This window comes from Streptomyces sp. NPDC091292 (assembly GCF_044757265.1).
In the GTDB taxonomy this organism is placed as follows: domain Bacteria; phylum Actinomycetota; class Actinomycetes; order Streptomycetales; family Streptomycetaceae; genus Streptomyces.
The window spans coordinates 229,365-255,196 of the sequence record NZ_JBIVUQ010000011.1 but is presented as its reverse complement, the minus strand read 5'-3'; the positions used below and the strand labels follow the sequence as shown (position 1 = coordinate 255,196).

Here is a 25,832-nt window from a genome sequence, read left to right as displayed (position 1 = left end):
ACGCTCCTGTTCAGTGCAGGCCGGGGATGAGGGAGATCAGCAGATCGATGATCTTGATGCCGATGAAGGGCGCGATCAGCCCGCCGAGCCCGTAGATCCCGAGGTTGCGCCGCAGCAGCTTGTCCGCGCTCACCGGCCGGTAGCGGACCCCGCGCAGGGCGAGCGGTACGAGCGCGATGATGATCAGCGCGTTGAAGATGACCGCCGACAGGATCGCGGTGTCCGGCGAGGACAGCCGCATGATGTTGAGCTTGTCGAGGCCCGGGTAGACCACGGCGAACAGCGCGGGGATGATCGCGAAGTACTTCGCGACGTCGTTGGCGATGGAGAACGTCGTCAAGGCGCCCCGGGTGATCAGCAGTTGCTTGCCGATCTCCACGATCTCGATGAGCTTGGTCGGGTTGGAGTCCAGGTCCACCATGTTTCCGGCCTCCTTGGCGGCCGAGGTGCCCGTGTTCATCGCGACGCCCACGTCTGCCTGCGCGAGGGCCGGCGCGTCGTTCGTGCCGTCGCCCGTCATCGCGACGAGCTTGCCGCCCGCCTGCTCCCGCTTGATCAGCGCCATCTTGTCCTCGGGCGTGGCCTCCGCGAGGAAGTCGTCGACGCCGGCCTCGTCCGCGATGGCCTTCGCCGTCAGCGGGTTGTCGCCGGTGATCATGACGGTCTTGATGCCCATCCGGCGCAGCTCGCCGAACCGTTCCCGCATCCCGTCCTTGACGACGTCCTTGAGGTGGATGACGCCCAGGACCCGTGCCCCGTCGGTGTCGTGGACCGCGACGAGGAGCGGGGTGCCGCCCGCCGCCGAGATCTCGCCCGCGATCCGGCCCGCGTCGTCGGACGCCGTGCCGCCCTGTTCCCTGACCCAGGTCAGGACCGAACCGGCGGCGCCCTTGCGGATCTTGCGCCCGTCCACGTCGACGCCGGACATCCGGGTCTGCGCGGTGAAGGCGATCCAGTCGGCGCCCGCAAGCTCGCCCTGGTGGCGCTCGCGCAGCCCGTACCGCTCCTTCGCGAGGACCACGATCGAGCGGCCCTCGGGGGTCTCGTCGGCGAGCGACGACAACTGGGCGGCGTCGGCGACCTCGGCCTCCATGGTGCCCGCCACGGGGACGAACTCCGATGCCTGGCGGTTGCCGAGGGTGATGGTGCCGGTCTTGTCGAGCAGCAGCGTCGACACATCGCCCGCCGCCTCCACCGCGCGCCCCGACATGGCGAGCACGTTGCGCTGCACCAGCCGGTCCATGCCGGCGATGCCGATCGCGGAGAGCAGTGCGCCGATCGTCGTCGGGATCAGACAGACCAGCAGGGCGACCAGCACGATCATGCTGAGGTGGGTGCCCGCGTAGTCCGCGAACGGCGGCAGGGTGGCGACCGCGAGCAGGAACACGATGGTGAGCGAGGCGAGCAGGATGTTCAGCGCGATCTCGTTCGGTGTCTTCTGCCGCGCGGCGCCCTCGACCAGGCTGATCATGCGGTCGATGAAGGTCTCGCCGGGCTTCGTCGTGATCTTGACGACGATCCGGTCGGACAGCACCTTGGTGCCGCCCGTGACGGCCGACCGGTCACCGCCGGACTCCCGGATGACCGGGGCCGACTCACCGGTGATCGCCGACTCGTCCACCGACGCGACACCCTCGACCACATCGCCGTCGCCGGGGATGATGTCGCCCGCCTCGCAGACCACGAGGTCCCCGATGCGCAGCTCGGTGCCGGGCACCCGCTCCTCGAAGCCCTTGCCGCCCGCGGCGCCCTTGCCGTCGGTGCCGCCGATCCGGCGGGCGACGGTGTCCGTCTTGGCCTTGCGGAGGGTGTCGGCCTGCGCCTTGCCGCGCCCTTCGGCGACGGCCTCGGCGAGGTTGGCGAAGATCACCGTGAGCCACAGCCAGGCGGAGATCGCCCAGCCGAACCAGTCGCCGGGCTTCGTGATCGAGAACGCGGTCGTGAGGACCGAGCCGACGAGGACGACGAACATGACGGGCGACTTGACCATCACCCGGGGGTCGAGTTTGCGGAACGCGTCGGGCAGCGACTTCAGCAGTTGCCGCGCGTCGAACAGACCGGCGCCGACCCGCCCTTCGTCCTTGTGCCCGGTCGGCACGTCCTGGTGCGGCGCGGGGGTCGGTGTGGCTGTGGACATGGAGCCCTCTGCGTTCTTGTCCTGTGTGTTGTGGTCCGGTGCGTTCTTGCGGATACGGGCGGTCACGACGCCAGTCCCTCGGCGAGCGGGCCCAGGGCCAGCGCGGGGAAGTACGTCAGACCGGTGACGATGAGGATGGTGCCGACGAGCAGGCCGGTGAACAGGGGCTTCTCGGTACGGAGGGTGCCTGCCGTGACCGGTACCGGCCGCTGCTGCGCGAGTGATCCGGCGAGCGCGAGCACGAACACCATCGGCAGGAACCGGCCGAGCAGCATCGCCAGACCGATCGTGGTGTTGAACCAGTCGGTGTTCGCGTTGAGTCCGGCGAACGCGGAGCCGTTGTTGTTGGCGCCGGAGGTGTACGCGTACAGGATCTCGGAGAAGCCGTGCGCGCCCGGGTTGAGGATGGAGTGCCCCGGGGTCGGCAGCGCCATCGCGGCGGAGGTGAAGACGAGGACCAGCGCCGGGGTGATGAGGATGTAGCACGCGGCGAACTTGATCTCGCGGGTGCCGATCTTCTTGCCCAGGTACTCGGGGGTGCGGCCGACCATCAGACCGGCGAGGAACACCGCGATGATCGCCATGATCAGCATGCCGTAGAGGCCGGAGCCGGTACCACCGGGCGCGATCTCGCCGAGCATCATGCCGAGCATGGTGATCCCGCCGCCGAGACCGGTGTACGACGAGTGGAAGGAGTCGACCGCGCCGGTCGACGTGAGTGTCGTGGACACCGCGAAGATGGACGAGGCACCGATCCCGAAGCGGTTCTCCTTGCCCTCCATGGCACCGCCCGCGATCTCGTACGCCGGGCTGTGGTGGGCGAACTCGGTCCACCACATCAGGGCGATGAAGGCGACCCAGATAGTGACCATCGTGCCGAGGATCGCGTAGCCCTGGCGGACCGAGCCGACCATGGTGCCGAAGGTGCGGGTGAGCGCGAACGGGATCAGCAGTATGAGGAAGATCTCGAACAGGTTCGAGAACGCGTTGGGGTTCTCGAAGGGGTGGGCGGAGTTGGCGTTGAAGTAGCCGCCGCCGTTGGTGCCGAGTTCCTTGATGGCCTCCTGCGAGGCGACCGCGCCGCCGTTCCACTGCTGCGAGCCGCCCGAGAACTGGCCGACGTCGTGGATGCCGGAGAAGTTCTGGATGGCGCCGCACGCCACCAGGACGACGGCGGCGACCACGGCGATGGGCAGCAGGATCCGTACGGTGCCGCGCACCAGGTCGGCCCAGAAGTTCCCGAGTTCACCGGTACGGGACCGGGAGAAGCCGCGCACCAGCGCCACGGCGACCGCGATGCCGACGGCGGCGGAGACGAAGTTCTGCACCGCGAGGCCGCCGGTCTGCACGACATGGCCCATAGCCTGTTCGCCGTAGTACGACTGCCAGTTGGTGTTCGACACGAAGGACGCGGCGGTGTTGAACGCCTGCGCCGGCTCGATCGAGGAGAAGCCGAGGGACCCGGGCAGTGAGCCCTGGATCCGCTGGAGGAGATAGAGGAAGAGGACACCTACGGCGGAGAAGGCGAGGACCGAGCGGAGATAGGCGGGCCAGCGCATCTCGGCGTTCGGGTTGGCGCCGATGCTCCGGTAGATCCATCTTTCGGCACGGAGGTGCTTTTCGGAGGAGTACACGCGGGCCATGTAGTCGCCCAGCGGGCGGTAGGCCAGCGCCAGTGCCGCGACGAGCGCGAGCAACTGGAGCACTCCGGCGAGTTCGGGGCTCATGTCGGCGCTCAGAACCTCTCCGGGAAGAGGAGGGCGAGGATCAGATATCCCAGCAGGGCGACGGCGACGACGAGGCCGACGATGTTCTCGGCGCTCACAGCTTCGCCACCCCCTTGGCGACAAGCGCCACCAGCGCGAAAACGGCGATCACGGTGACGACGAAGGCCACATCGGCCATCGTTAGCTCCTTGGCGGAAAGTGGTTCTGGTGGATCAAGCGAACGGTTTGAGGAAACCTTCTTTCCGGCGCTTTCCGACCGGTGTTGACGGGGCTCTTACGCTGCCCTGCACGGTATTGACGGCTTCCGTACGCCGTTCGGCCCCACGCCCCTGACCTGCAAAAAGATCACCCGGTGGCGTAAAGACGTCGTGGTTCGCGGGTGGGTCCGGGGGATTCCGCGGCGGTCCCGGGGGTGGCGACCCCCCCTATACATGTGGTGTATACACGCTATGTATAGTTGTCATATGCCTGCACATCACCAGCGCGGCGCCCTGTCCGCGCTCAGAGCCATGTCCACCCGAAAGATGTACGCGTCACCGAAGCACATGAGTGCACCGTCGAAGATGCGGCGAAGGCCGTCGAGGTTGTCTGCCGCCGCCCTGTTTTCCGTGGTGGTGACCCTGAGCCTCGCGCTGAGCGGGTGCACACGGCTGGACACGACGTCGCCGAGCACCGTCCGCAAAGGCGCCGGCGACGACGGCAAGGGCGCGTTCGGGACGGTGGACTGCCGTGAGGCGAAGTGTGTGGCGCTCACCTTCGACGCCGGGCCGAGCGAGAACAGCACCCGGCTGCTCGACATCCTCAAGGAGAAGAAGGTGCCCGCGACCTTCTTCCTGCTCGGCAAGCGGCACATCGAGCGCTACCCCGAGCTGGTCAAGCGCATGGACGCCGAGGGCCACGAGATCGCGAACCACACCTGGTCCCACAAGATCCTCACCAAGATCGAGCCGGACGAGATACGCGAGGAGCTGAAGCGGCCCGACGACGCGATAGAGAAGCTGATCGGCCGCAGGCCGACGCTGATGCGCCCGCCGCAGGGCCGCACCAATGACACGGTCCACGAGATCTGCCGCGAGTTCGGCCTCTCGGAGGTGCTGTGGAGCGTCACCGCGAAGGACTACACGACCGAGGACTCGGCGCTCATCAAGAAGCGGGTGCTCGACCAGACCGACCGCGACGGCATCATCCTGCTGCACGACATCTACAAGGGCACCGTACCCGCCGTGCCCGGCATCGTCGACGAGCTGAAGAAGCGGGGGTACGTGTTCGTGACCGTGCCGCAGCTCATGGCCCCGGGGACGCCGGAGCCGGGGACGGTCTATCGCCCCTGACGGTCACCATTCCACATGGAGCGTCTCCGGGGAGCGGTGGATCATCGTCGGGCGCATGGTCACCGGCCGGTCGGCGGCGAGCCGGAGCGTGGGCAGCCGCCGTGTGAACAGCTCCAGCGTGAGCCGCACCTGGTCGCGGGCGAGCTGGGAGCCGGGGCAGCCGTGCACGCCGTACCCGAACGCGAGATGGCGGGCGGGAGCGCGCGTGATGTCGAAGACGTCGGGGCGCGCATGCCGGGCGCCGTCACGCCCTGCCGCCCCGAAGGCGACGAACAGCGGTGCGCCCGCCGGGAGTTCGGTGCCGGCGAGCGCGATCGGCCGGGTGGTCACCCGGCGGAAGCCCTGGAGCGCGGTGTCATAGCGCGCCGCTTCCTCGACGGCGTCCGGGATGCGCTCCGGCTCGGCGCACAGCAGGTCCCACTGGTCCCGGTGGCGCAGCAGATGCAGCAGCGCCGTACCGATCAGCGCGGTCGTCGTGAGGTGCCCGGCGAGCAGCAGGTTCTGTACGTGCGCCACGCACTCCGCGCTCTGCTCCGGGGTGAGGTCGTCGGTGCCGGGGACGAGGGAGGCGACCAGTTCCGAGCAGAGGTCGTCGCGGGGCGCGGCCCGGCGGTCGCGTACGACCGCGTCGAGGATCCGGCGCATCGCGACGACGTCATGGGCGGCGGCGATCTGCTCACCCTCCGGGAGCGGCCGGAACAGCAGTTGCTCGGCGCGGTGGCCGCCCCGCACGACGGCGGGCACGTCGTCGGGGTCGATCCCGACGATCCGCCCGATGACGTCACCGGGCAGCCGCTCGGCGTACGCGGTCATCAGTTCGACCCCGCCGTCCGCCGCGAAGGCGTCCACGAGGGCGGCGGCGCGCTCGGTGGCGTACGGCCGGACGGCGGCGACCCGCGCCGGTGACAGCGCGCGGACGATCGGCGCGCGCAGTTCGGCGTGGCGTGCGCCGTCCGCGCCGAGCACGACGGGTCCCCTGGCGGACCCTCCGCCGAGGACGGCCAGCGCGGCCGGGCAGGGCATCACATCGGGGCGCAGGGCGTTGGCGGACGAGAAGTCGTCGGGGCGGCGCAGCACTTCCCGTACGTCCGCGTCCCGCGCGACCAGCCAGGCGTCGAACTCCGCGACATAGGTGAGGCCGTCGGCGCGGCGGGCCCGTTCATAGACCGGATAGGGGTCGCGCTGCAAGGCGTCGAGCCGCGCGAGCGGTGCGGAAGGTGCCGGGGATACCGGGGATACTGGTGATGCCGGGCGTGAAGGGTCCATGGGCCGCCCCTCCGAAAACGCGAATACGGTCGCGCCCATCGTGCCGCAGACACCCCCGCCACGACAGGCCGCCTACGATCCACGAGTGGCCCTCATCACACTCGTACGGGAATCCCCGCTGCCGCCCACGGAGGTGTGGGGCCGGCTCACGGACTGGCCCCGGCACGGTACGGCGGTTCCGTTCACGCGGGTCACGGTCGCCACTCCCCCGCCGCCGGGCACCGGAACCCGCACCGGAACCCGCTTCGTCGCCCGTACCGGCGTCGGGCGTCTGGGGTTCGACGACCCGATGGAGGTCGTGGTCTGGCGCCCGCCGACCGCGACGACGGCGGGGCTGTGCCGGCTGGAGAAGCGCGGCACCTTCGTCACGGGCTGGGCGGAGATCGAGGTCCACGCGCACGGCGGTCCGGGCTCCCGGGTGGTGTGGCGGGAGGAGCTGCGGGTGCGGTGGCTGCCGTCCGCCTTCGACGGTCCGCTGGCCGGGGCGGGGCGGGTGCTGTTCGGCAGGGCGGTCGGACGGTTGCTGGCGGACGCTTGAGCAGGTTCAGGCGCGGTCAGGCGACCGGGTCGAGGCGGTCCGCCGGGGCGTCGTGGTGGATCGGGGTGTGCGCTCCGGTCAGGGACACACCGCTGCCGCCCCGGCGGTGGGCGACGATCTCCGAAGCGATCGACACCGCCACCTCCTCCGGCGTACGCGCCCCCAGGTCGAGCCCGATCGGCGAACGCAGCCGCGCCAACTCCCACTCCGACACACCTACTTCACGCAGCCGCCGGTTGCGGTCCTCGTGCGTCCGCCGCGACCCCATCGCGCCCACGTACGCCACCGGCAGCCCCAACGCCAGCCGCAGCAGCGGCACATCGAACTTCGCGTCGTGCGTCAGCACACACAGCACCGTCCGGCCGTCCACCTCCGTACCCTCCAGATAGCGGTGCGGCCAGTCGACGACCACCTCGTCCGCCTCCGGAAACCTCGCCCTCGTCGCGAACACCGGCCGCGCGTCGCACACCGTCACGCGGTAGCCGAGGAACTTCCCCATCCGCACCAGCGCCGACGCGAAGTCGATCGCACCGAACACGATCATCCGGGGCGCCGGCACCGACGACTCCACCAGTAACGTCACCGGCACACCGCACCGCGAACCCGAGGCACCCACCTCCACCGTCCCCGTCCGCCCCACGTCGAGAAGTGCCAGCGCCTCCCCCACCGCCGTACGCTCCAGCCCCTCGTCCCCACCGAAGCCACCCGCACACGACCCGTCGGGGCGCACCACCATCACACCCCCCATCAGCTCGGCGGGCCCGTCGGCGACCCGTACCACCGCCGCCGGTTCGCCTGCCGCCGCAGCCGCCAGAGCCGCCGCGAACACCTCCCGCTCCGGCGCGTCCGCGCGGACGGGGGTGACCAGGATGTCGATGACACCCCCGCACGTCAGGCCCACCGCGAAGGCGTCCTCGTCGCTGTAACCGAACCGCTCCAGGACCGGGCGGCCGTCCTCCATCACCTGCCGGCACAGTTCGTAGACCGCGCCCTCCACACACCCGCCCGACACCGAACCGATCGCGGTGCCCTCGGAGTCCACGGCCAGGGCCGCGCCCGGCTGCCGGGGCGCGCTGCCGCCCACGGCCACCACCGTCGCCACGGCGAATCCACGGCCCTGCCCGACCCACCGGTGCAACTCGTCGGCGATGTCCAGCATTTCGGTCTCCTTACGGGTGCGTGGAGGGCGTCGCGCGTCAGTGGACGCCGAGCCAGCCTTCGATCGGGCTGAGGGCGAAGTAGACGAGGAAGATCACCGTCAGGCCCCACATGAACGCGCCGATCTCCCGGGCCTTGCCCTGGGCGACCTTGATGGCGACGTAGGAGATGACACCGGCCGCGACACCCGCCGTGATGGTGTACGTGAACGGCATGATCACGACCGTCAGGAAGACGGGGATCGCGGTGGCGCGGTCGCCCCAGTCGACGTGCCGGGCGTTCATCATCATCATCGCGCCGATGACGACGAGCGCGGCGGACGCGACCTCCTGCGGCACGATCGCGGTGAGCGGCGTGAAGAACAGGCAGGCGGCGAAGAACAGTCCGGTGACGACCGAGGCGAGTCCGGTACGGGCACCTTCGCCCACGCCGGTCGCCGACTCCACGAACACAGTCTGCCCTGAGCCGCCCGCGACTCCTCCGACGGCCCCGCCCGCGCCGTCGATGAACAGCGCCTTGGACAGGCCCGGCATCCGGCCCTTGTCGTCGGCGAGCTTGGCCTCGGTGCCGACGCCGATGATGGTGGCCATCGCGTCGAAGAACCCGGCGAGCACGAGCGTGAACACGATCATGCCGACCGTCATCGCGCCGACCTCGCCCCAGCCGCCGAACTCGACCTTGCCGAACAGCGAGAAGTCGGGTGCGGAGACCGCGCCGCCGTGCAGTTCGGGAGCGCCGTTCGCCCACTGCTTCGGGTCGATGACACCGGCCGCGTTGAGGACCGCCGCGACGACCGTGCCGCTGATGATGCCGATGAGGATGGCGCCCGGGATCTCGCGGGCCTGGAGCATGAAGATCAGCAGCAGGGTCACCGCGAACAGCAGGACGGGCCAGCCGGCGAGTTCACCGGCCGGGCCGAGCGTGATCGGGGTCGCCTTGCCCTGGTGGACGAATCCGGCCTTGTAGAGGCCGATCAGCGCGATGAACAGGCCGATGCCCATGGTGATGGCGTGTTTGAGCGCGAGCGGAATCGCGTTCATGATCAACTCGCGGAGCCCGGTGACCACCAGAAGCATGATCACGACGCCGTACATCACACACATGCCCATGGCCTGCGGCCAGGTCATGGCGGGGGCGACCTGCGAGGAGATCACCCCGGATACGGAGAGTCCGGCGGCGAGGGCGAGCGGCACCTTGCCGACGAAGCCCATCAGGAGGGTGGTGAGCGCTGCGGCGAACGCCGTCGCGGTGATGAGGGCCTGTTGCCCCATCGTGTTCCCGGCGACGTCCTTGCCGGACAGGATCAGCGGGTTGAGCAGGAGGATGTACGCCATCGCCATGAAGGTGGTGACGCCGCCGCGCACCTCACGCGCGACCGTGGATCCTCTTCCGGATATGTGGAAGTAGCGGTCGAGCCAGGACCGGCCGGCCGGCTGGCGCGTACCCGCGCCCGCGTCTTCGGCGGTGGTCGTCGGCTCCACTGAGGATTGGGTCATGGTTGCCTAACTCCCAAGGTTCACAGGGGCACCCGTCCGGGGGCTCCTGGGAGATCCGGTGCGGGATTTGGGATGGTGTGTCGGCTGCACGACCCGGGGGACGGCCCGAGATGTGATGTACCGGGGTGTTTCTTTGAGGCGGTTGGTTCTACGGCGGTGCTTACGCCGTACCGGTCAAATGTTCTGGACGAACCGGAGTTCTGTTGAGTTCCAGGCCGGTGGCCTGGCGGATGGCTGCCAGGACCGCCGGGGTCGAGGACAGGGTGGGTGCCTCGCCGATGCCGCGCAGCCCGTACGGCGCGTGGTCGTCGGCGAGTTCGAGCACGTCGACGGGGATGACCGGCGTGTCGAGGATGGTCGGGATCAGATAGTCCGTGAAGGACGGGTTGCGTACCTTCGCGGTCTTCGGGTCGACAATGATCTCCTCCATGACCGCGACGCCCATGCCCTGGATGGTTCCACCCTGGATCTGGCCGAGCACGGACAGCGGGTTGAGCGCCTTGCCGACGTCCTGGGCGCAGGCCAGTTCGATGACCTTGACCAGGCCGAGTTCGGTGTCCACCTCGACGACGGCGCGGTGCGCGGCGAACGAGTACTGGACATGCCCGTTGCCCTGACCGGTGCGCAGGTCGAAGGGTTCGGTGGGGCGGTGGCGCCATTCGAGTTCGCGGTCGACGGTGTCGTCCCCGAGGACGTCCGCGAGGTCGGCGAGCACTTCGCCGCCGTCCGTGACGACCTTGCCGCCCTCCAGGAGGAGTTCGGCGGTCGCCCAGGCCGGGTGGTAGGTGCCGAACTTGCGGCGGCCCAGCTCCAGGACGTCCTCGCGGACATGCTCGCAGGTGTTCTTGACGGCGCCCCCGGTGACATACGTCTGCCGGGACGCGGAGGTGGAACCGGCGCTGCCGACCTGGGTGTCGGCCGGGGCGATGGTGACCTGGGTGACACCGAGTTCGGTACGGGCGATCTGTGCGTGGACGGTGACACCGCCCTGGCCGACCTCCGCCGCCGCCGTGTGCACCACGGCGACCGCCTCACCGCCGACCACTTCGAGCCGGACGCGTGCGGTGGAGTAGTCGTCGAAGCCCTCGGAGAAGCCGACGTTCTTCAGACCCACCGCGTAGCCGACACCCCGTACGACACCTTCGCCGTGCGTGGTGTTGGACAGTCCGCCGGGCAGTTGGCGTACGTCGGAGCCCTCGGTGGTCTCCCACTGGCGCTCCGGCGGCATCGGCATCGCCTTGACGCGGCGCAGGAGTTCGGCGACCGGGGCCGGTGAGTCGACGCGCTGGCCGGTCGGCAGGAGGGTGCCCTGCTCCATGGCGTTGAGCCGGCGCAGGTCGACCGGGTCCATGCCCAGCTTGTCCGCGAGCTTGTCCATCTGTGCCTCGTAGGCGAAGCACGCCTGAACCGCGCCGAAGCCGCGCATCGCCCCGCAGGGCGGGTTGTTGGTGTAGAGCGCGATCGCCTCGATGTCGACGTCGTCCACGGCGTAGGGGCCGACGGCGAGCGAGGACGCGTTGCCGACGACCGCCGGGGACGCGGAGGCGTAGGCGCCGCCGTCCAGGACGATCCGGCACTTCATGTGCGTGAGCTTGCCGTCGAACGTGGCGCCGTGCTCGTAGAAGAGCTTCGCGGGGTGGCGGTGGACATGGCCGAAGAACGACTCGAAGCGGTTGTAGACGATCTTGACCGGTTTGCCCGTGCGCAGGGCGAGCAGACAGGCGTGGATCTGCATCGACAGGTCCTCACGGCCGCCGAAGGCACCGCCGACACCGGAGAGCGTCATCCGGACCTTGTCCTCGGGCAGTCCGAGGACAGGGGCGATCTGCCGCAGGTCGCTGTGCAGCCACTGCGTGGCGATGTACAGGTCGACGCCGCCGTCGTCGCCGGGCACCGCGAGCCCGGACTCGGGGCCGAGGAACGCCTGGTCCTGCATGCCGAAGGTGTACTCGCCGCGCACGATGACGTCGGCGCGCCCGGCGGCCTCACCGGCGTCGCCGCGCACGATCGGCTGGCGGTGGACGATGTTGGGGTGCGGGACATGGCCGATGTGGTGATCCGTGCGGCCCTCGTGGACCAGGATCGCGTCGGGCGCGGTCGCGGACGCCTCGTCGGTGATGACGGGGAGTTCGCGGTACTCGACCTTGATCTTGGCGGCGGCGCGGCGCGCGGTCTCCGGGTGGTCGGCGGCGACGATCGCGACGGGCTCGCCGTGGTGGCGGACCTTGCCGTGGGCGAGGACGGGGGTGTCCTGGATCTCCAGGCCGTAGTTCTTCACGTCCGTGGGCAGGTCGTCGTACGTCATGACCGCGTACACGCCCGCCTGCGCAAGGGCCTCGGAGGTGTCGATGGACACGATCTCCGCGTGGGCGACCGTGGAGCGCAGGATCTGGCCCCACAGCATGTCCTCGTGCCACATGTCCGACGAGTACGCGAACTCGCCGGTCACCTTGAGGGTGCCGTCGGGGCGGAGGGTGGACTCGCCTATGCCGCCCTTGGTGCGGGTGCCCTGGGTGAGGTGGGTGGGGGTGCCGGTGGTGCCCATCTCAGACCGCCTCTCCCTGACGGTCCTGGCGGGCCGCCGCCAGCCGGACCGCGTCCATGATCTTCTCGTAGCCGGTGCAGCGGCACAGGTTGCCGGACAGGCCCTCGCGGATGTCCGCGTCGGACGGGTTCGGGTTGCGCTCCAGCATCTCGTCGGCGGCGACGAGCAGGCCCGGGGTGCAGAAACCGCACTGGACGGCGCCCGCGTCGATGAACGCCTGCTGGACGGGCGAGAGCGGGGTGCCTTCGCCGGCGGAGTGGCCCGCGCAACCGGTGCGCTCGGCGCGCTGTCTGGCGAAGTCGGCGAGTCCTTCGACCGTGACGACGTCGCGGCCCTCGACCTGTCCGGCGGCGACCAGACAGGAACAGACGGGGACGCCGTCGAGTCGGACCGTGCAGGAGCCGCACTCGCCCTGTTCGCAGGCGTTCTTCGAGCCCGGCAGGCCCATGCGCTCCCGCAGGACGTACAGCAGGCTCTCGCCCTCCCAGACGTCGTCGGCTTCCTGCGGACGGCCGTTGACCGTGAAGTTCACGCGCATTACGCAGCTCCCTCGGTGGCGCGGGCGGTACCGCGGTAGGACTCCCAGGTCCAGGTCAGCGTGCGGCGGGCCATGATGCCGACGGCGTGCCTGCGGTATGCGGCGGTGCCGCGGACGTCGTCAATGGGGTTGCAGGCCGCCGCGCACAGGTCGGCGAACTGCTTCACGGCCGACGGGGTGATCACCCGGCCGTTCTCCCAGAAGCCGCCCTCTTCGAGCACCGAGGTCAGGAAGATCTCGGCGTCCTTGGCCCGAACGGGTGTCGGCGCGGCGGAGCCGATGCCGGTACGGACGGTCCGGGTCGCGGGGTGCAGGGCGATCCCGAAGGCGCAGACGGCGATCACCATCGCGTTGCGGGTGCCGACCTTCGCGTACTGCTGCGGTCCGTCGGCCTGGGCGACATGCACGGCGCGAATGAGTTCGTCGGCGGCGAGTGCGTTGCGCTTGACGCCCGTGTAGAAGGCGTCGATGGGGATACGGCGGGAGCCGCGCACCGACTCGACCTCGACCTCGGCGCCCGCGGCGAGCAGCGCCGGGTGGGCGTCGCCCGCGGGTGAGGCGGTGCCCAGATTGCCGCCCACGCCGCCCCGGTTGCGGATCTGCGGTGAGGCGACGGTGTGCGAGGCGAGGGCGAGGCCGGGCAGTTCGCGGCGGAGACTCTCCATGATCCGGGTGTACGGGACGGAGGCGCCGAGCCGTACGGACTCCGCGCCGACCTCGTACTCGCTCAGCTCACCGATGCGGTTGAGGTCGAGAAGGTACTCCGGCCTGCGGTGGTCGAAGTTGATCTCGACCATCACATCGGTGCCCCCCGCGATCGGCACAGCGGTGGGGTGCTCGGCCTTGGCGGCGAGCGCCTCCTCCCAGCTGGCAGGGCGAAGGAAGTCCATGGCGGCTCTCTTCATTCGTGTCGTGGGCCGTTTCCCCGCGTCCGGGAGAGCGGTCCCGAGGCCGGAGTGGGGTCAGTACACAGCTCCGTACACCACCAGTGTCAGTCACCGAAACCATGAAGGAGTTGGCTGGCCAACCGCTCCCTCTTGTAGATTCGTATGAAGGATGAGGCGCTTTAACCCCCTCGACTTCCTTCGGAAACCACAAGCACCGGCCACCCCCACGGCCATTCGAACAGATGCGCGAATGCATGGATGTATGGAGATGCGGACGCACGGCATCGCGACAGATCGGCGGCGACGAGACATGCGGCTGCGCGCACTTCTGGACACCGACGCGCTGGGGCTGCGGCTGCTCGGCGGCGAGGACGAGCTGGACCGCACCGTACGCGGTGTGATGACGACGGACCTGCGGGACCCCAGCCGCTATCTCTCCGGCGGCGAGCTGGTCCTCACCGGTCTCGCCTGGCGGCGCGGCGCGGACGACGCGGAACCCTTCGTACGGATCCTGTCGGCCGCCGGCGTGGCCGCGCTCGCGGCGGGCGAGGCCGAGCTGGGGGACATCCCGGACGACCTCGTCGCCGCCTGTGCCCGGCACCGGCTGCCGCTGTTCGCGGTGAACGAGCGGGTGGCGTTCGCGACGATCACCGAGCACGTCGTACGGCAGGTGTCGGGCGAGCGGGCCGGGGATCTGGCGGCCGTCGTGGACCGGCACCGGCGCCTGATGACCTCGGGCCCCGCGGGCGGCGGCCCGGACGTCGTGCTCGATCTGCTCGGGACCGACCTCGATCTGCGGGCCTGGGTGCTGTCGCCCGCCGGGCGGACCGTCGCGGGCGCGCGGGGGTCGGGGCCCGCGCTGCTTGGCGAGGTGTGCCAGGCGCTCGCCGCCGGGCATCTGGCCGCGACCCGGTCCGGGCGGCGGGGGCCGCACCGGGTGACCGTGGGCGGGACGGTGTACTCGCTGTTCCCGATCCGGGGCAGCGGGCGCGGCGCCGTGGCGGCGTCGCGGGACGTGCGCGAGACGGTCCTGTCGGACTGGCTGCTCGCCGTCGACGCGGACGCCGGGGACTGGCCCGACGAACGGCTCGACCTGCTCCAGGGCGTGACCCAGCTGATCGCGGTGGAACGGGACCGGCGGGACGCGGCCCGTACGGTACGGCGGCGGCTCGCCCAGGAGATCCTGGAGCTGGTCCAGACGGGCGCCGCGCCCGCCGAGATCGCGGCGCGGCTGCGGGTCGCCGCGCCGGTGCTGCTTCCGGGGCTCGGCAGCGCGCCGCACTGGCAGGTGGTCGTGGCGCGCGTCGAGTGGGACGGCGGTGAGATCGAGGGCGGTCCGGTGGCCCAGTCCCTCCTGGAGGAGATCCTTGTCGACCCGCTGTCGGCGGGGCCCGAGCCGTCGGACCGGATCGCGGTGGCGCACACCGGGGACGAGGCGGTCGCGCTGGTACCGCTGCCCGCGGTGCCGGAGCTGTCCGGTACGGGGGTGGGGGCGGCCGGGGACTCCCCGGACTCCGGGGACTCGGAGGCCGAAGAGGAGACCGGGCTGCTCGCGGACACACTGCTGCGGTCGGTACGGGGGCCTCTGACGGCCGGGCTCGCGGACGACGGGCGGCTCACGATCGGCGTCAGCGCGGCCGTGCACTCCGCCGAGGGGCTGCGCGGCGCCCTGGAGGAGGCCCGGCACGCACGGCGGGTCGCGGCGGCGCGCCCCGGGCGGGTGTGCGCGGCGGGACACCACGAACTGGCGTCGCACGTACTGCTGTTGCCGTTCGTCCCTGACGACGTGCGGCGGGCCTTCACGGCGCGGCTGCTCGATCCGCTGCGGGCGTACGACCGGCGGCACCGGGCCGAGTTGATCCCGACGCTGGAGGCGTTCCTCGACTGCGACGGGTCCTGGACGCGGTGCGCGGCGCGGCTGCATCTGCACGTCAACACGTTGCGCTATCGCGTCGGCCGTATCGAGCAGTTGACGGGGCGTGATCTCTCGCGCCTGGAGGACAAGCTCGACTTCTTCCTCGCCCTGCGGATGAGCTGACGCCGCAAGGGGGGCGAGGGGGTGCGGCGGGTGTGCCGCGGGTGGATCAAGGGGCGCCGTGGACGGCGCGTGATCCATGACTTTGTGAAATCCTTCACCCACCCCCTTGGCCGGGCGCGTGCATCCGTGCTGAGATTCCGCATCGGCTCAGGATCACAAGGGTGTGCTCGGGGAGGGCAACGTGGCGCATACCGCCATGTCTGGTACCGGAACGACCAAAAATCACGATCCCCTCCAGACCGCGGTATGGCGGCTGCGCTCACGCGCCTGCTGGACCGACGCGGCGGCGCTTCTCGACCGGCTCGCGGTCACCGACGCGGGGGCGGCGTTGCAGCGGGCGTCGCTTCTGGTGGAGCGGTGCCTGTACACCGAGCAGGGCTGGGCGGAGGCCGAGGACGCGCTGCGGACGGCGGAGGCGCTGGCCGGGGACGACGACCAGCGGGGGGCCGCGGCCTGCGAGCGGGGGCAGTTGGCGTACGCGGCGACGCTGCTCGGGGTGCGGGACCGGGCGGACGAGGCGCGGTCCGCGCTGGGGCGGGCCGCCGCGCTGATCGCCCCCGGGGCGCGGGGGCGGGCTCTCCTGGACTTCCGGCGGGGGCTGATCGCCGAGAACCTGTCGGAGTCCCCGCAGTCCGCTCGCGCGGCGTACCGGCGGGCGCATGCCGGCGCCACGGCGCACGGCGACCAGTTGCTGCTGTCGTTCACCTGGCATCACCTCGCCGGACTGGCCTTCCTGGACGGGGAGTTGGCGGAGGCGCGGCACGGGTTCACGGAATCGCTGCGGCTCCTTGAGGAGTTGGGGTTCCTGGTGGGCACCGCCCCCGCGCTCGCGGCGCTCGCCCAGACCGAACCGGAGCCGGAGGCCACCCGCCTCCGCCAGGAGGCAACGCGCCTGCTCCGCCTCCTGGACGGAATCCCGAAGCACATGGCCCCACTCCCGTAGGCCCGCCCTCGACCGGTACTCCCCCCACCCGCCCGCCCCGACGCGGCGGGGCCCCGCCGAACCCCAGGACAGCAGACGCCGTCACCGATTCCGCCGGACCCGCAACACGGTGGCGCACCACCGCTGCGGCGAAAAGAACTTCGCCCTCCGGGCGGGAAGGGGCGCGGCGGGGCGCCGAAGCACCCACCCAAACCTGCCGACCCAAGCCCGACATACGAGACGGCAGACACCGTCACCCATACCGCCGGACCCACCGCACAGTGGGCGCGCCACCACTGCGGCGGAAAGAACTTCGCCCTCCGGGCGAGAAGGGCCACGGCGGGGCACCGAACCACCCACCCGAACCTGCCCCCCAAGCCCGACACACGAGACAGCCCACGCCGTCACACACTCCACCGGACGGAACGCCACCACGCGGCGCGCACCAACACCGCCATCCGAGGCCCCGCCGAAATGAATCCCGCCGCAGCGGTGGTGCGCCACCACGGTCAGAGTCCGGCGGCATTCGAAACGGCGGACGCCGTCACCCGTTCCGCCAGGCCCTCCGGGTGGGAGGGCAGCGGGGCGGGGCCGTTGATCAGGACGCCGTGAAGTGGGTCTGTAGTACGGACTGGACTCTTGTGGTGTCGCCCGCTGTCAGGGCGTCCAGTAGGGACACGTGTTGGGCCGCGTCCGTCAGGAGGTTGGTTCGGCGGTGGGGTAGGGGGCCCGTCATTACCGGCCACTGGGCTCGGCGGTGGAGGTCTTCGACGACCTGGACCAACTGTTCGTTGCCGGAGAGCGACAGGAGCCCGCGGTGGAAGGCGCGGTCGGATTCGGCGTACCCCGCCCGGTCACCGACCGCCGCGGCGGCGCTGGTCGCGTCGGCGAGCGGTCGCAGCTCGGCCCAGCGGGCCGCCGGCACGGTCCGGGCGAGCCGGAGCAGTACGGGTACCTCGATGAGCGCCCGTACCTCCGCCAGCTCGGCCAGCTCCCGCGCACTGCGCCGGGTGACCCGGAAGCCCCGGTTCGGCACCACCTCGACGGCGCCTTCGACGGCGAGCTGCTGCATGGCCTCGCGGACGGGCGTGGCCGAGACCCCGAGGCGTTCACCGAGCACCGGTGCCGAGTAGACCTCGCCCGGCACCAGGTCCCCGTCCACGAGGGCGGTCCGCAGGGCGGCGAGCACCTGTCCGCGCACACTGGCCCGCTGGACGACCGGGACCCGGGGGCGCGGCATCGGGCTCTCGGAGTGCGTGTGCTCACCCCGGACGTGCTCACCCCGGACCTCTCCGTCGGGCGCGACCGGAACCGGGGCCTGCGGCGGTACCCGGGGCGCCTCGGCGGCCCGCGCCTCACCCGTCGCGGTCCGGTCCGGGACGCCCTGGCGGCTGTGTGGTCTCACCCGCAGAACGATAGGCCGAGCCGACCGCAGTTCAAACTGCGATCACTTCGGGTAAGGTAAGCCTAACCTGCTGACGATCGTGATTCGGTGGTCCCGCATGACCGTTCCCGCCCTGGCCGCGAGCGCCCCGCACGCCCGGCATTCCGGCCGTCCCGTACACCCGACGGTGTTCTCGGGATCGCCGGTCAAGGACGCGTACACCCGGCTGACGGAGGTCTTCCCGGAGCTGCGGATCGAGGAGCTGGGCCCGGCCGACGCGCTGCCGGCGGACGGCGGCTGGGTCCCGGCGGCGGCGCTCGCGGCGGGCGGCCCCGCCCTCGACGCGTTCCTCGCCTGGGACGACGCACAGGTCGTCGAGGACTACGGGCAGCGGGCCCGCCCCGACGTGGTCGCCAGCTTCGGCCTGCACCGCTACGCCTGGCCGGCCTGTCTGCTGATCACGGTCCCCTGGTTCCTGCACCGCAGGGTCCCCCGCCTCCCCGCCGAACAGGTCTCCCACCACCGCGCCGAAGGCCGTTGGGCCGTGCGCGTCGAGGAGTTCGCCTGTCTGCCGGACGACCCCGCGGCCACCCTCCCGGGCGCCCGCACCGTACCGGACGAGGAAGCCCTGCGCGCCGAGGTGCGGGACGCCGTCGCCGAACATCTCGCGCCGGTGCTCGGCGGGTTCGGCCCGCGCATGCGGCGCCGTGGCCGCGCCCTGTGGGGCATGGCGACCGACGAGATCGTCGAAGGACTCTGGTACATCGCCGATCTCGTCGGCGAAGAGCCGCGCGGCATGCGGGAGTTGGAAGCCCTGCTGCCCGGCGCCACCAAACCGTACGTCGGCACCCCGGGCTTCCGTACACTGACCGGCCCGCAGGGCGAGTCCCTGCCCACCCGGGACCGCGCGAGCTGCTGCCTCTTCTATACGCTGCGCCCCGAGGACACGTGCGTCACCTGCCCCCGTACCGGTGACGAGGAGCGCGTGACACGGCTGTGTGCCGCTCCTTCCACGTGAACCCCTCGTAAGGGTGGCGTTAATCGAACGGAACGCGCCATCCGCAAGCGTGAGTTCGATAAGATGCCTGCTCTTGGCGTACCCCGGCACCACCTTTGGCGTTCCCTTTCACCGAAACCCCCAGAGCGGAACCGGGATTGAGCCACTATGGCGCCCGAAACGCCCTACTGCGATGCGAGGGACCCACACCATGAGATTGACCGACATATCGCTGGACTGGTTGCTTCCGGGCGCCGTACTGCTCCTGGGCATTCTGGCGGCGGTCGCGGTGCTCGCGCGGACCAGGAAGGCCAAGGAGAAGGACGCCGCCGACGACTCGTGGGAGCGCACCGAGGAGCGCCGCAGGCGCAAGGAAGCCATATACGGGACCGCCTCCTATGCCCTGCTGTTCTGCTGCGCGGCCGTCGCCGCCGCGCTCTCCTTCCACGGCCTGGTCGGCTTCGGCCAGCAGAATCTGAACCTGTCCGGCGGCTGGGAGTACCTGGTCCCCTTCGGCCTCGACGGCGCCGCCATGTTCTGCTCGGTGCTCGCGGTACGCGAGGCCAGCCACGGTGACGCGGCCCTCGGCTCCCGGCTCCTGGTCTGGCTGTTCGCCGGCGCCGCCGCCTGGTTCAACTGGGTGCACGCACCGCGCGGCATCGACCACGCGGGCGCCCCGCACTTCTTCGCCGGAATGTCCCTGTCGGCCGCCATCCTGTTCGACCGCGCGCTGAAGCAGACCCGCCGTGCCGCCCTGCGTGAGCAGGGTCTCGTACCGCGTCCGCTGCCGCAGATCCGTATCGTCCGCTGGCTGCGCGCCCCCCGTGAGACGTTCGCCGCCTGGTCGCTGATGCTGCTTGAGAATGTGCGGACCCTGGACGAGGCCGTCGAGGAGGTCCGTGAGGACCGCCGGGCGAACGAGCAGAACCGACTGCTCCGGCGCGACCAGGACAAGCTGAAGCGGGCGCAGCTCAAGGCGCTCAGCCGGGGCCACGGGCGCGGCTGGCCGCGCGGCGGCGGACGCCAGGTCCCGCACGTCGAGGGTCCGCCCGCCGTCACCGCCGGATCCGGCGGTGGGCAGGCCGGCGTGGAGCCTGCGATATCCGAGCCGGAGCAACTGCCGCTGCGCGCCCGGCCGTCGCTGCAGGCGATCGGCTCCGGCAGTGAGTTCCGGAGTGACTACCGCAGTGAGTCCCGGACCGTCGACCTCACCGCCGAGGACGACACCCAGGCACTGCCCCGGCTCGACTCCCTGGAGCGCAAGCTCAAGGACCTTGAACAGCAGTTCGGCTGAGCAGTAGTCGGCCGAGTGAGCGGTGGAGCGGGGCGGTGGTACGGCATGGTCCGTACCCCGCCCCGACCGCATTCCCGGGGCCCGGCGCCCGTACGGTCAGTCCGTACGGTCAGGTCCAGGCGCCGTCCAGTTCGAACCACACCACCTTCCCCACGCCCTGCCCGAGGACCCCCCAGGCGTCCGCCAGGGCCTCCACCAGGAACAGCCCCCGCCCGCTCGTACCGTCGTCGGCGGCCGGTACCCGCGGCTTCGGGCGGCGTTCCGTGAAGTCCCGTACCTCCACGCGCAGCCGGTCCGGGTCCGCCGTGACGGTCAGGATCGCGTGCTGATCGGTGTGGACGAGGGCGTTGGTGACGAGTTCGCTGGTCAGCAACTCCGCCGTCGCCGCCCCGTCCGGCCTCCCCCAGTGGCTCAGCAGCTCCCGCACCGCGCGCCGCGCCTCGGGCACCGCCCGCAGATCCGACCGGGCGAGACGCCGCCGCAGCCGTCGTATACGTTCCCCGCTCTCCGGTCCTTCCCCCGGGTCGTCCGTGCTCTCCCCCGTCATGACCCCCGCCTGCACGCCGATGCCACCCTCCTTGCTCGAACACGTACACGGGATGCATGCCCGTCCCGGCGGTCGGCACGCATGGCTTTGCTCCCGCATCGGCCGGGTGTGCCGGCCCCGCGCGGGGAAGGCACTGCGGTGGACCATCTGTGCGAGTACCCGCGCGAGTCGCTGAACGAGTACCTGAAGGAGCCGCCGTGCACGACGACCGACTGCTGGTGGAGGGCCGACTCGATCGGGCCATGCGCCAGTTCGTCCGCCCCGCCCAGTACGCCGAACGCGTTCCGCTGACCCTGACCGTGTGGCACGCGCCGGGCGAGCCGGTGCCCGTCGCCGATGCCCTGTCCGCCGCGTACGAGCCGTTCACGACCGGGACGGAGTGGGGCAGGCCCTGGTCGACGAGCTGGTTCCGGCTCGACGGCGCCGTGCCCGAGGCGTGGGCGGGCCGGACCGTGGAGGTGGTCGTGGACCCGGGCTTCACCGGGGAAGGGCCCGGCTTCCAGGCGGAGGGCATGCTCTACGACACGTCCGGCGTACCGATCAAGGGCATCCACCCGCGCAACCGGCATCTCACCGTCGGCTCCCCCGCGCGGGGCGGCGAGCCGGTCGCGCTGCTCCTGGAGGCGGCGGCGAACCCGGCCGTCCTGCACGACTTCCTGCCGACCCCGCTCGGTGACGTCCTGACGGCCGGGGACCGGCCCCTGTACCGGTTCGCCGCCGCCGACCTCGCCGTACTGGACGAGGAGGTGTGGCATCTGATCCTCGACGTCGAGGTCCTGTCGGAGCTGATGCACGAGCTGGACCCGGCGCTGCCCCGGCGGCACGAGATCCTGCGGGCCCTGGAGAACATGCTCGACGCGCTCGATCTGCACGACGTGTCCGGCACCGCGTCCGCCGCCCGCGCCGAGCTGGCGGAGGCCCTGTCGCGGCCCGCGTCGGCGAGCGCGCACAAGGTGTCGGCCGCCGGGCACGCGCACATCGACTCGGCGTGGCTGTGGCCGCTGCGCGAGACGGTCCGCAAGGCGTCCCGGACCTTCGCCAACGTGACCGCCCTCGCCCGTGACTACCCGGAGCTGGTCTTCGCGTGTTCGCAGGCGCAGCAGTACGCGTGGGTGAAGGAGAACCAGCCGCACATCTGGGAGCGGATCCGGCAGGCCGTCGCGGACGGCACCTGGGCGCCGGTGGGTTCGATGTGGGTGGAGTCGGACGCGAACATGCCCGGCGGTGAGGCCCTGGCCCGCCAGCTCGTGCACGGCAAGCGGTTCTTCGCCGAGGAGCTGGGCGTGGAGACGGAGGAGATCTGGCTGCCGGACTCCTTCGGGTACACGGCGGCCTTCCCGCAGCTCGCGCGGCTCGCGGGGGTGCGGTGGTTCCTGACGCAGAAACTGAGCTGGAACCAGACCAACAAGATGCCGCACCACTCCTTCTGGTGGGAGGGCATCGACGGCACGCGTGTGTTCACGCACTTCCCGCCCGTGGACACGTACAACGCGCACTTCCACGCCCGTGAACTCGCGCACGCCGAGCGGAACTTCGCCGACAAGGGGCGGGCGACGCGCTCCCTGGTGCCGTTCGGCTGGGGCGACGGCGGGGGCGGTCCGACCCGCGAGATGCTGGAGAAGGCGCGCCGGCTGCGCTCCCTGGAGGGCTCACCCACGGTCGAGATCGAGCGTCCGTCGGCGTTCTTCACGGCGGCCGAGGAGGAGTACGGGGCGCAGGCGCCGGTGTGGTCCGGGGAGATGTATCTGGAGCTGCACCGGGCGACGTACACAACGCAGGCCAAGACGAAGCAGGGCAACCGGTACTCCGAACACCGGCTGCGGGAGGCCGAGTTGTGGTGCGTGGCCGCCGCGCTGCGCAGTACGGAGTACGCGTATCCGTACGACGCGCTCGACCGGCTCTGGAAGACGGTGCTGCTGCATCAGTTCCACGACATCCTGCCGGGGTCGTCCATCGCGTGGGTGCACCGGGAGGCCCGGGACACCTACGCGCGGGTGCTTGCCGAGTTGGAGGAGATCACGGCAGGTGCGGTCCGCGCGCTGGGTGGCGGCGGGCCCTCGGTGCTCAACGCGTCGCCGTACGGGCGGACCGAGGTGGTCACGCCGGAAGGAGCGCCGGCCGCGCTGGTGACCGTGGGCGCGCTGGCGTCGGCACGGATCACGGCGGCCGTCCCGGAGACGGAGGTGACCGCGCTGGTGGGCCGGCCCGACGGCTCCCTGGTCCTCGACAACGGTCTGCTGCGCGTCACCGTCGACGCGGCCGGGCTCGTCGCGTCGGTCCGTGATCTGCGCGCGGACCGCGAGGTCCTGGCGCCGGGCTCGCCCGCGAACCTCCTTCAACTGCACCCCGATCACCCCAACAAGTGGGACGCCTGGGACATCGACCGGCACTACCGGCGCCGGCACACCGATCTGACGGCCGCCGAGTCCGTGGAGCTGGTCGAGTCCGGGCCGCTGCGGGCCGTGGTCCGGGTGGTGCGGGTGTTCGGCGGTTCGCGGATCACGCAGGACATCCGGCTCACGGCGGGCAGTGCCCGGGTCGACTTCGTGACGGATGTCGACTGGCGGGAGTCCGAGAAGGTGCTCAAGGCGGCCTTTCCGCTGGACGTGCACGCGGAACGGTCGGCCGCCGAGATCCAGTTCGGGCATGTGCACCGGCCGACGCACACCAACACCGGCTGGGAGGCGGCCCGTTTCGAGATCTGCGCGCACCGCTGGCTGCGGGTCGCCGAGGAGGGGTACGGGGTCGCGGTCCTCAACGACTCGACGTACGGGCACGACGTGACGCGTACCCCGTACGACGGGGGTCTGGGCACCACGGTCCGGCTGACGCTGCTGCGGGCGCCGCACAGCCCGGACCCGGAGACCGACCTCGGCACCCACCGGTTCACCTACGCGCTGCTGCCGGGCGCGGGGGTCGGGGACGCCGTGGCGGAGGGTCTGGCGCTGAATCTGCCGCTGCGGGTCGCCGAGGCGCCGGAGCTGCCGCCGCTGGTCGCGGTCGACCATCCGGCGGTGACGATCGAGTCGGTGAAGCTCGCGGAGGACCGCAGCGGCGATGTCGTGGTGCGGCTGTACGAGTCGCGGGGCGGGCGCGCGGACGCGACGCTCACGGCGTCGTTCCCGGTGGCGCGGGCCGAGGTGACCGATCTGCTGGAACGGCCACTGGCCCCCGCCGACACCGGTGACACGGGTCTCCGGCTGGCGCTGCGGCCGTTCCAGATCCTGACGCTGCGGCTGCGTCCCGTATAGCCGCGGGGGTCGGCTTCTCTACGGGCGGGGGACGTTGCGCAGGTTGGAGCGGGCCATCTGCACCATCCTGCCGACGCCCCCGTCCAGGACCATCTTCGAGGCGGACAGCGCGAACCCGGTCACCATCTCGGCGCTGATTTTCGGCGGGATGGAGAGCGCGTTCGGGTCGGTGACGATGTCGACCAGTGCGGGGCCCTTGTGGCGGAAGGCGTCCTTCAGGGCGCCCGCGAGCTGCTTGGGCTTCTCGACCCGTACGCCGTAGGCACCGCAGGCGCGGGCGACGGCCGCGAAGTCCGGGTTGCGGTTGGTGGTGCCGTACGACGGGAGGCCCGCTACCAGCATCTCCAACTCGACCATGCCGAGTGAGGAGTTGTTGAACAGGACGACCTTCACGGGCAGGTCGTACTGGACGAGGGTGAGGAAGTCGCCCATCAGCATGGTGAATCCGCCGTCGCCGGACATCGACACGACCTGCCGCTTCCGGTCGGTGAACTGGGCGCCGATCGCCTGCGGCAGGGCGTTCGCCATGGAGCCGTGCGAGAAGGAGCCGATGATGCGGCGGCGGCCGTTCGGCGACAGATAGCGGGCCGCCCAGACATTGCACATGCCCGTGTCGACGGTGAAGACGGCGTCGTCCGCGGCGAGTTCGTCCAGGACCGAGGCCACGTACTCGGGGTGGATGGGGATGTGCTTGTCGACGTTGCGGGTGTACGCCTTGACGACGCCTTCGAGATGGTCGGCGTGCTTCTTCAGCATCTTGTCGAGGAAGCGGCGGTTCGTCTTCTCCTTGACGCGCGGGGTGAGACAGCGCAGCGTCTCGCGTACGTCGCCCCAGACCGCGAGGTCCAGCTTGGAGCGGCGCCCCAGCCGCTCGGGCCGCACGTCGACCTGGGCGATCTGCACATCGTCGGGCAGGAAGGCGTTGTACGGGAAGTCGGTGCCGAGCAGGATCAGCAGGTCGCACTCGTGGGTGGCCTCGTAGGCGGCGCCGTAGCCGAGCAGTCCGCTCATGCCGACGTCGAATTTGTTGTCGTACTGGATCCACTCCTTGCCCCGCAGGGCGTGGCCGACCGGGGACTTGATCTTCTCGGCGAACTCCATGACCTCGGCGTGCGCGCCCGCCGTGCCGCTGCCGCAGAAGAGGGTGACCTTGTCGGCCGCGTCGATCATCCGGACCAGTTTGTCGATCTCGCTGTCGCCGGGGCGGACCGTGGGCCTGCTGGTGACCAGGGCGGATTCGGCGGCCTTGTCCGGGGCGGGCTGGTCGGCGATGTCGCCGGGGAGCGTGACGACGCTGACGCCGCCCTGGCCGACGGCGTGCTGGATGGCGGTCTGGAGCAGCCGGGGCATCTGCTTCGGGTTGGAGATCATCTCGCTGTAGTGGCTGCACTCGCGGAACAACTGCTCGGGATGGGTCTCCTGGAAGTAGCCGAGGCCGATCTCGCCGGACGGGATGTGCGAGGCGAGCGCCAGGACCGGGGCCATGGAGCGGTGGGCGTCGTAGAGGCCGTTGATGAGGTGGAGATTGCCGGGGCCGCAGGAGCCCGCGCAGGCGGCGAGCGAGCCGGTGATCTGCGCCTCGGCGCCGGCCGCGAACGCGGCGGTCTCCTCGTGGCGGACGTGGATCCAGTCGATGGCGGCATTGCGGCGGATCGCGTCGACCACGGGGTTGAGGCTGTCGCCGACGACGCCGTAGAGGCGTTTGACGCCCGCGCGGACGAGGATGTCGACGAACTGCTCGGCGACGTTCTGCTTGGCCATGGCTTCACGTACCCC

Annotated in this window: 19 protein-coding genes; 7 read left to right on the top strand and 12 right to left on the bottom strand. The window is 70.9% G+C overall.

Translation table 11 applies throughout. The features are described from left to right. Positions 1-10 precede the first annotated feature (10 nt). From kdpB to kdpF, 3 genes are all read right to left on the bottom strand, one after another. A complete protein-coding gene (kdpB, locus tag ACIQNU_RS27570) occupies positions 11-2,137 on the bottom strand; it encodes a potassium-transporting ATPase subunit KdpB (RefSeq protein ID WP_401371628.1) in 2,127 nt (708 codons plus the stop codon). 62 nt (positions 2,138-2,199) lie between these two features. Further along, the gene (gene kdpA, locus ACIQNU_RS27565; protein WP_401371580.1) at positions 2,200-3,864 is read right to left on the bottom strand and encodes a potassium-transporting ATPase subunit KdpA; all 1,665 of its coding nucleotides are present in this window, start codon (positions 3,862-3,864) and stop codon (positions 2,200-2,202) included. 8 nt (positions 3,865-3,872) lie between these two features. Then, positions 3,873-3,962: a K(+)-transporting ATPase subunit F gene (gene kdpF / locus ACIQNU_RS27560; RefSeq protein ID WP_401371578.1), complete on the bottom strand. Its 90-nt coding sequence runs from the start codon at positions 3,960-3,962 to the stop codon at positions 3,873-3,875. A 465-nt stretch (positions 3,963-4,427) separates the two neighbouring features. Here kdpF and ACIQNU_RS27555 point away from each other — a divergent pair, with 465 nt between their 5' ends. Next, on the top strand, positions 4,428-5,195 hold the full coding sequence (locus ACIQNU_RS27555; protein WP_401371626.1) for a polysaccharide deacetylase family protein: 768 nt from the start codon (positions 4,428-4,430) through the stop codon (positions 5,193-5,195). Positions 5,196-5,198: 3 nt separating this feature from the next. Here the strand turns inward: ACIQNU_RS27555 and ACIQNU_RS27550 are convergent, their stop codons facing one another. Beyond that, positions 5,199-6,383 (bottom strand): cytochrome P450, encoded by a 1,185-nt coding sequence (locus ACIQNU_RS27550; RefSeq protein WP_401371576.1) that lies wholly within the window; start codon positions 6,381-6,383, stop codon positions 5,199-5,201. A 163-nt stretch (positions 6,384-6,546) separates the two neighbouring features. Between ACIQNU_RS27550 and ACIQNU_RS27545 the strand changes: the two genes are divergently transcribed. Further along, entirely contained in the window at positions 6,547-6,999 is a 453-nt protein-coding gene (locus tag ACIQNU_RS27545) for an SRPBCC family protein (RefSeq protein ID WP_401371575.1), read from the top strand. Between the two features lie 16 nt (positions 7,000-7,015). Here the strand turns inward: ACIQNU_RS27545 and ACIQNU_RS27540 are convergent, their stop codons facing one another. The 5 genes from ACIQNU_RS27540 to ACIQNU_RS27520 all read right to left on the bottom strand — a co-directional run bounded on the left by ACIQNU_RS27540 (position 7,016) and on the right by ACIQNU_RS27520 (position 13,626). Next, positions 7,016-8,158: an XdhC family protein gene (locus ACIQNU_RS27540; RefSeq protein WP_401371573.1), complete on the bottom strand. Its 1,143-nt coding sequence runs from the start codon at positions 8,156-8,158 to the stop codon at positions 7,016-7,018. Between the two features lie 37 nt (positions 8,159-8,195). Continuing rightward, positions 8,196-9,653, bottom strand: coding sequence for an NCS2 family permease (locus tag ACIQNU_RS27535; RefSeq protein WP_401371571.1), 1,458 nt, complete (start codon positions 9,651-9,653; stop codon positions 8,196-8,198). Between the two features lie 160 nt (positions 9,654-9,813). Beyond that, entirely contained in the window at positions 9,814-12,198 is a 2,385-nt protein-coding gene (locus ACIQNU_RS27530; protein ID WP_401371570.1) for a xanthine dehydrogenase family protein molybdopterin-binding subunit, read from the bottom strand. A 1-nt stretch (position 12,199) separates the two neighbouring features. Continuing rightward, positions 12,200-12,736, bottom strand: coding sequence for a (2Fe-2S)-binding protein (locus ACIQNU_RS27525; protein WP_401371568.1), 537 nt, complete (start codon positions 12,734-12,736; stop codon positions 12,200-12,202). Next, positions 12,736-13,626, bottom strand: coding sequence for an FAD binding domain-containing protein (locus tag ACIQNU_RS27520; RefSeq protein ID WP_401371567.1), 891 nt, complete (start codon positions 13,624-13,626; stop codon positions 12,736-12,738). Before ACIQNU_RS27520 ends, ACIQNU_RS27525 begins: the two co-directional genes overlap by 1 nt. A gap of 307 nt (positions 13,627-13,933) precedes the next feature. Here ACIQNU_RS27520 and ACIQNU_RS27515 point away from each other — a divergent pair, with 307 nt between their 5' ends. Continuing rightward, positions 13,934-15,661: a PucR family transcriptional regulator gene (locus ACIQNU_RS27515; RefSeq protein WP_401371624.1), complete on the top strand. Its 1,728-nt coding sequence runs from the start codon at positions 13,934-13,936 to the stop codon at positions 15,659-15,661. Between the two features lie 196 nt (positions 15,662-15,857). Beyond that, positions 15,858-16,604: a hypothetical protein gene (locus tag ACIQNU_RS27510; protein ID WP_401371566.1), complete on the top strand. Its 747-nt coding sequence runs from the start codon at positions 15,858-15,860 to the stop codon at positions 16,602-16,604. Between the two features lie 577 nt (positions 16,605-17,181). Here ACIQNU_RS27510 and ACIQNU_RS27505 read toward each other — a convergent pair. Next, positions 17,182-17,988 (bottom strand): GntR family transcriptional regulator, encoded by an 807-nt coding sequence (locus tag ACIQNU_RS27505; protein WP_401371565.1) that lies wholly within the window; start codon positions 17,986-17,988, stop codon positions 17,182-17,184. A gap of 97 nt (positions 17,989-18,085) precedes the next feature. Here ACIQNU_RS27505 and ACIQNU_RS27500 point away from each other — a divergent pair, with 97 nt between their 5' ends. Both ACIQNU_RS27500 and ACIQNU_RS27495 read left to right on the top strand, forming a co-directional pair. Then, the gene (locus ACIQNU_RS27500) at positions 18,086-18,985 is read left to right on the top strand and encodes a (2Fe-2S)-binding protein (RefSeq protein ID WP_401371564.1); all 900 of its coding nucleotides are present in this window, start codon (positions 18,086-18,088) and stop codon (positions 18,983-18,985) included. A gap of 190 nt (positions 18,986-19,175) precedes the next feature. Beyond that, the gene (locus ACIQNU_RS27495) at positions 19,176-20,258 is read left to right on the top strand and encodes a DUF2637 domain-containing protein (protein WP_401371562.1); all 1,083 of its coding nucleotides are present in this window, start codon (positions 19,176-19,178) and stop codon (positions 20,256-20,258) included. 109 nt (positions 20,259-20,367) lie between these two features. Here ACIQNU_RS27495 and ACIQNU_RS27490 read toward each other — a convergent pair whose 3' ends face one another. Further along, positions 20,368-20,805, bottom strand: coding sequence for an ATP-binding protein (locus ACIQNU_RS27490; protein ID WP_401371560.1), 438 nt, complete (start codon positions 20,803-20,805; stop codon positions 20,368-20,370). 197 nt (positions 20,806-21,002) lie between these two features. Between ACIQNU_RS27490 and ACIQNU_RS27485 the strand changes: the two genes are divergently transcribed. Then, positions 21,003-24,056, top strand: a complete 3,054-nt coding sequence (locus tag ACIQNU_RS27485) for an alpha-mannosidase (protein WP_401371559.1) — start codon at positions 21,003-21,005, stop codon at positions 24,054-24,056. Positions 24,057-24,074: 18 nt separating this feature from the next. Here the strand turns inward: ACIQNU_RS27485 and ACIQNU_RS27480 are convergent, their stop codons facing one another. Next, a complete protein-coding gene (locus tag ACIQNU_RS27480) occupies positions 24,075-25,817 on the bottom strand; it encodes a pyruvate dehydrogenase (protein WP_401371557.1) in 1,743 nt (580 codons plus the stop codon). Between the last annotated feature and the right edge of the window lie 15 nt (positions 25,818-25,832).

Bases quoted from the DNA above. Each gene is read 5' to 3' on its own strand.
- ACIQNU_RS27490 (WP_401371560.1), bottom strand. From the start codon at position 20,805: ATGACGGGGGAGAGCACGGACGACCCGGGGGAAGGACCGGAGAGCGGG.
- ACIQNU_RS27495 (WP_401371562.1), top strand. From the start codon at position 19,176: ATGAGATTGACCGACATATCGCTGGACTGGTTGCTTCCGGGCGCCGTA.
- ACIQNU_RS27500 (WP_401371564.1), top strand. From the start codon at position 18,086: ATGACCGTTCCCGCCCTGGCCGCGAGCGCCCCGCACGCCCGGCATTCC.
- ACIQNU_RS27515 (WP_401371624.1), top strand. From the start codon at position 13,934: ATGCGGCTGCGCGCACTTCTGGACACCGACGCGCTGGGGCTGCGGCTG.
- kdpA (WP_401371580.1), bottom strand. From the start codon at position 3,864: ATGAGCCCCGAACTCGCCGGAGTGCTCCAGTTGCTCGCGCTCGTCGCG.
- ACIQNU_RS27530 (WP_401371570.1), bottom strand. From the start codon at position 12,198: ATGGGCACCACCGGCACCCCCACCCACCTCACCCAGGGCACCCGCACC.
- ACIQNU_RS27480 (WP_401371557.1), bottom strand. From the start codon at position 25,817: ATGGCCAAGCAGAACGTCGCCGAGCAGTTCGTCGACATCCTCGTCCGC.
- ACIQNU_RS27535 (WP_401371571.1), bottom strand. From the start codon at position 9,653: ATGACCCAATCCTCAGTGGAGCCGACGACCACCGCCGAAGACGCGGGC.
- ACIQNU_RS27525 (WP_401371568.1), bottom strand. From the start codon at position 12,736: ATGCGCGTGAACTTCACGGTCAACGGCCGTCCGCAGGAAGCCGACGAC.
- ACIQNU_RS27555 (WP_401371626.1), top strand. From the start codon at position 4,428: ATGCGGCGAAGGCCGTCGAGGTTGTCTGCCGCCGCCCTGTTTTCCGTG.
- ACIQNU_RS27540 (WP_401371573.1), bottom strand. From the start codon at position 8,158: ATGCTGGACATCGCCGACGAGTTGCACCGGTGGGTCGGGCAGGGCCGT.
- ACIQNU_RS27510 (WP_401371566.1), top strand. From the start codon at position 15,858: ATGTCTGGTACCGGAACGACCAAAAATCACGATCCCCTCCAGACCGCG.
- kdpB (WP_401371628.1), bottom strand. From the start codon at position 2,137: ATGTCCACAGCCACACCGACCCCCGCGCCGCACCAGGACGTGCCGACC.
- ACIQNU_RS27520 (WP_401371567.1), bottom strand. From the start codon at position 13,626: ATGGACTTCCTTCGCCCTGCCAGCTGGGAGGAGGCGCTCGCCGCCAAG.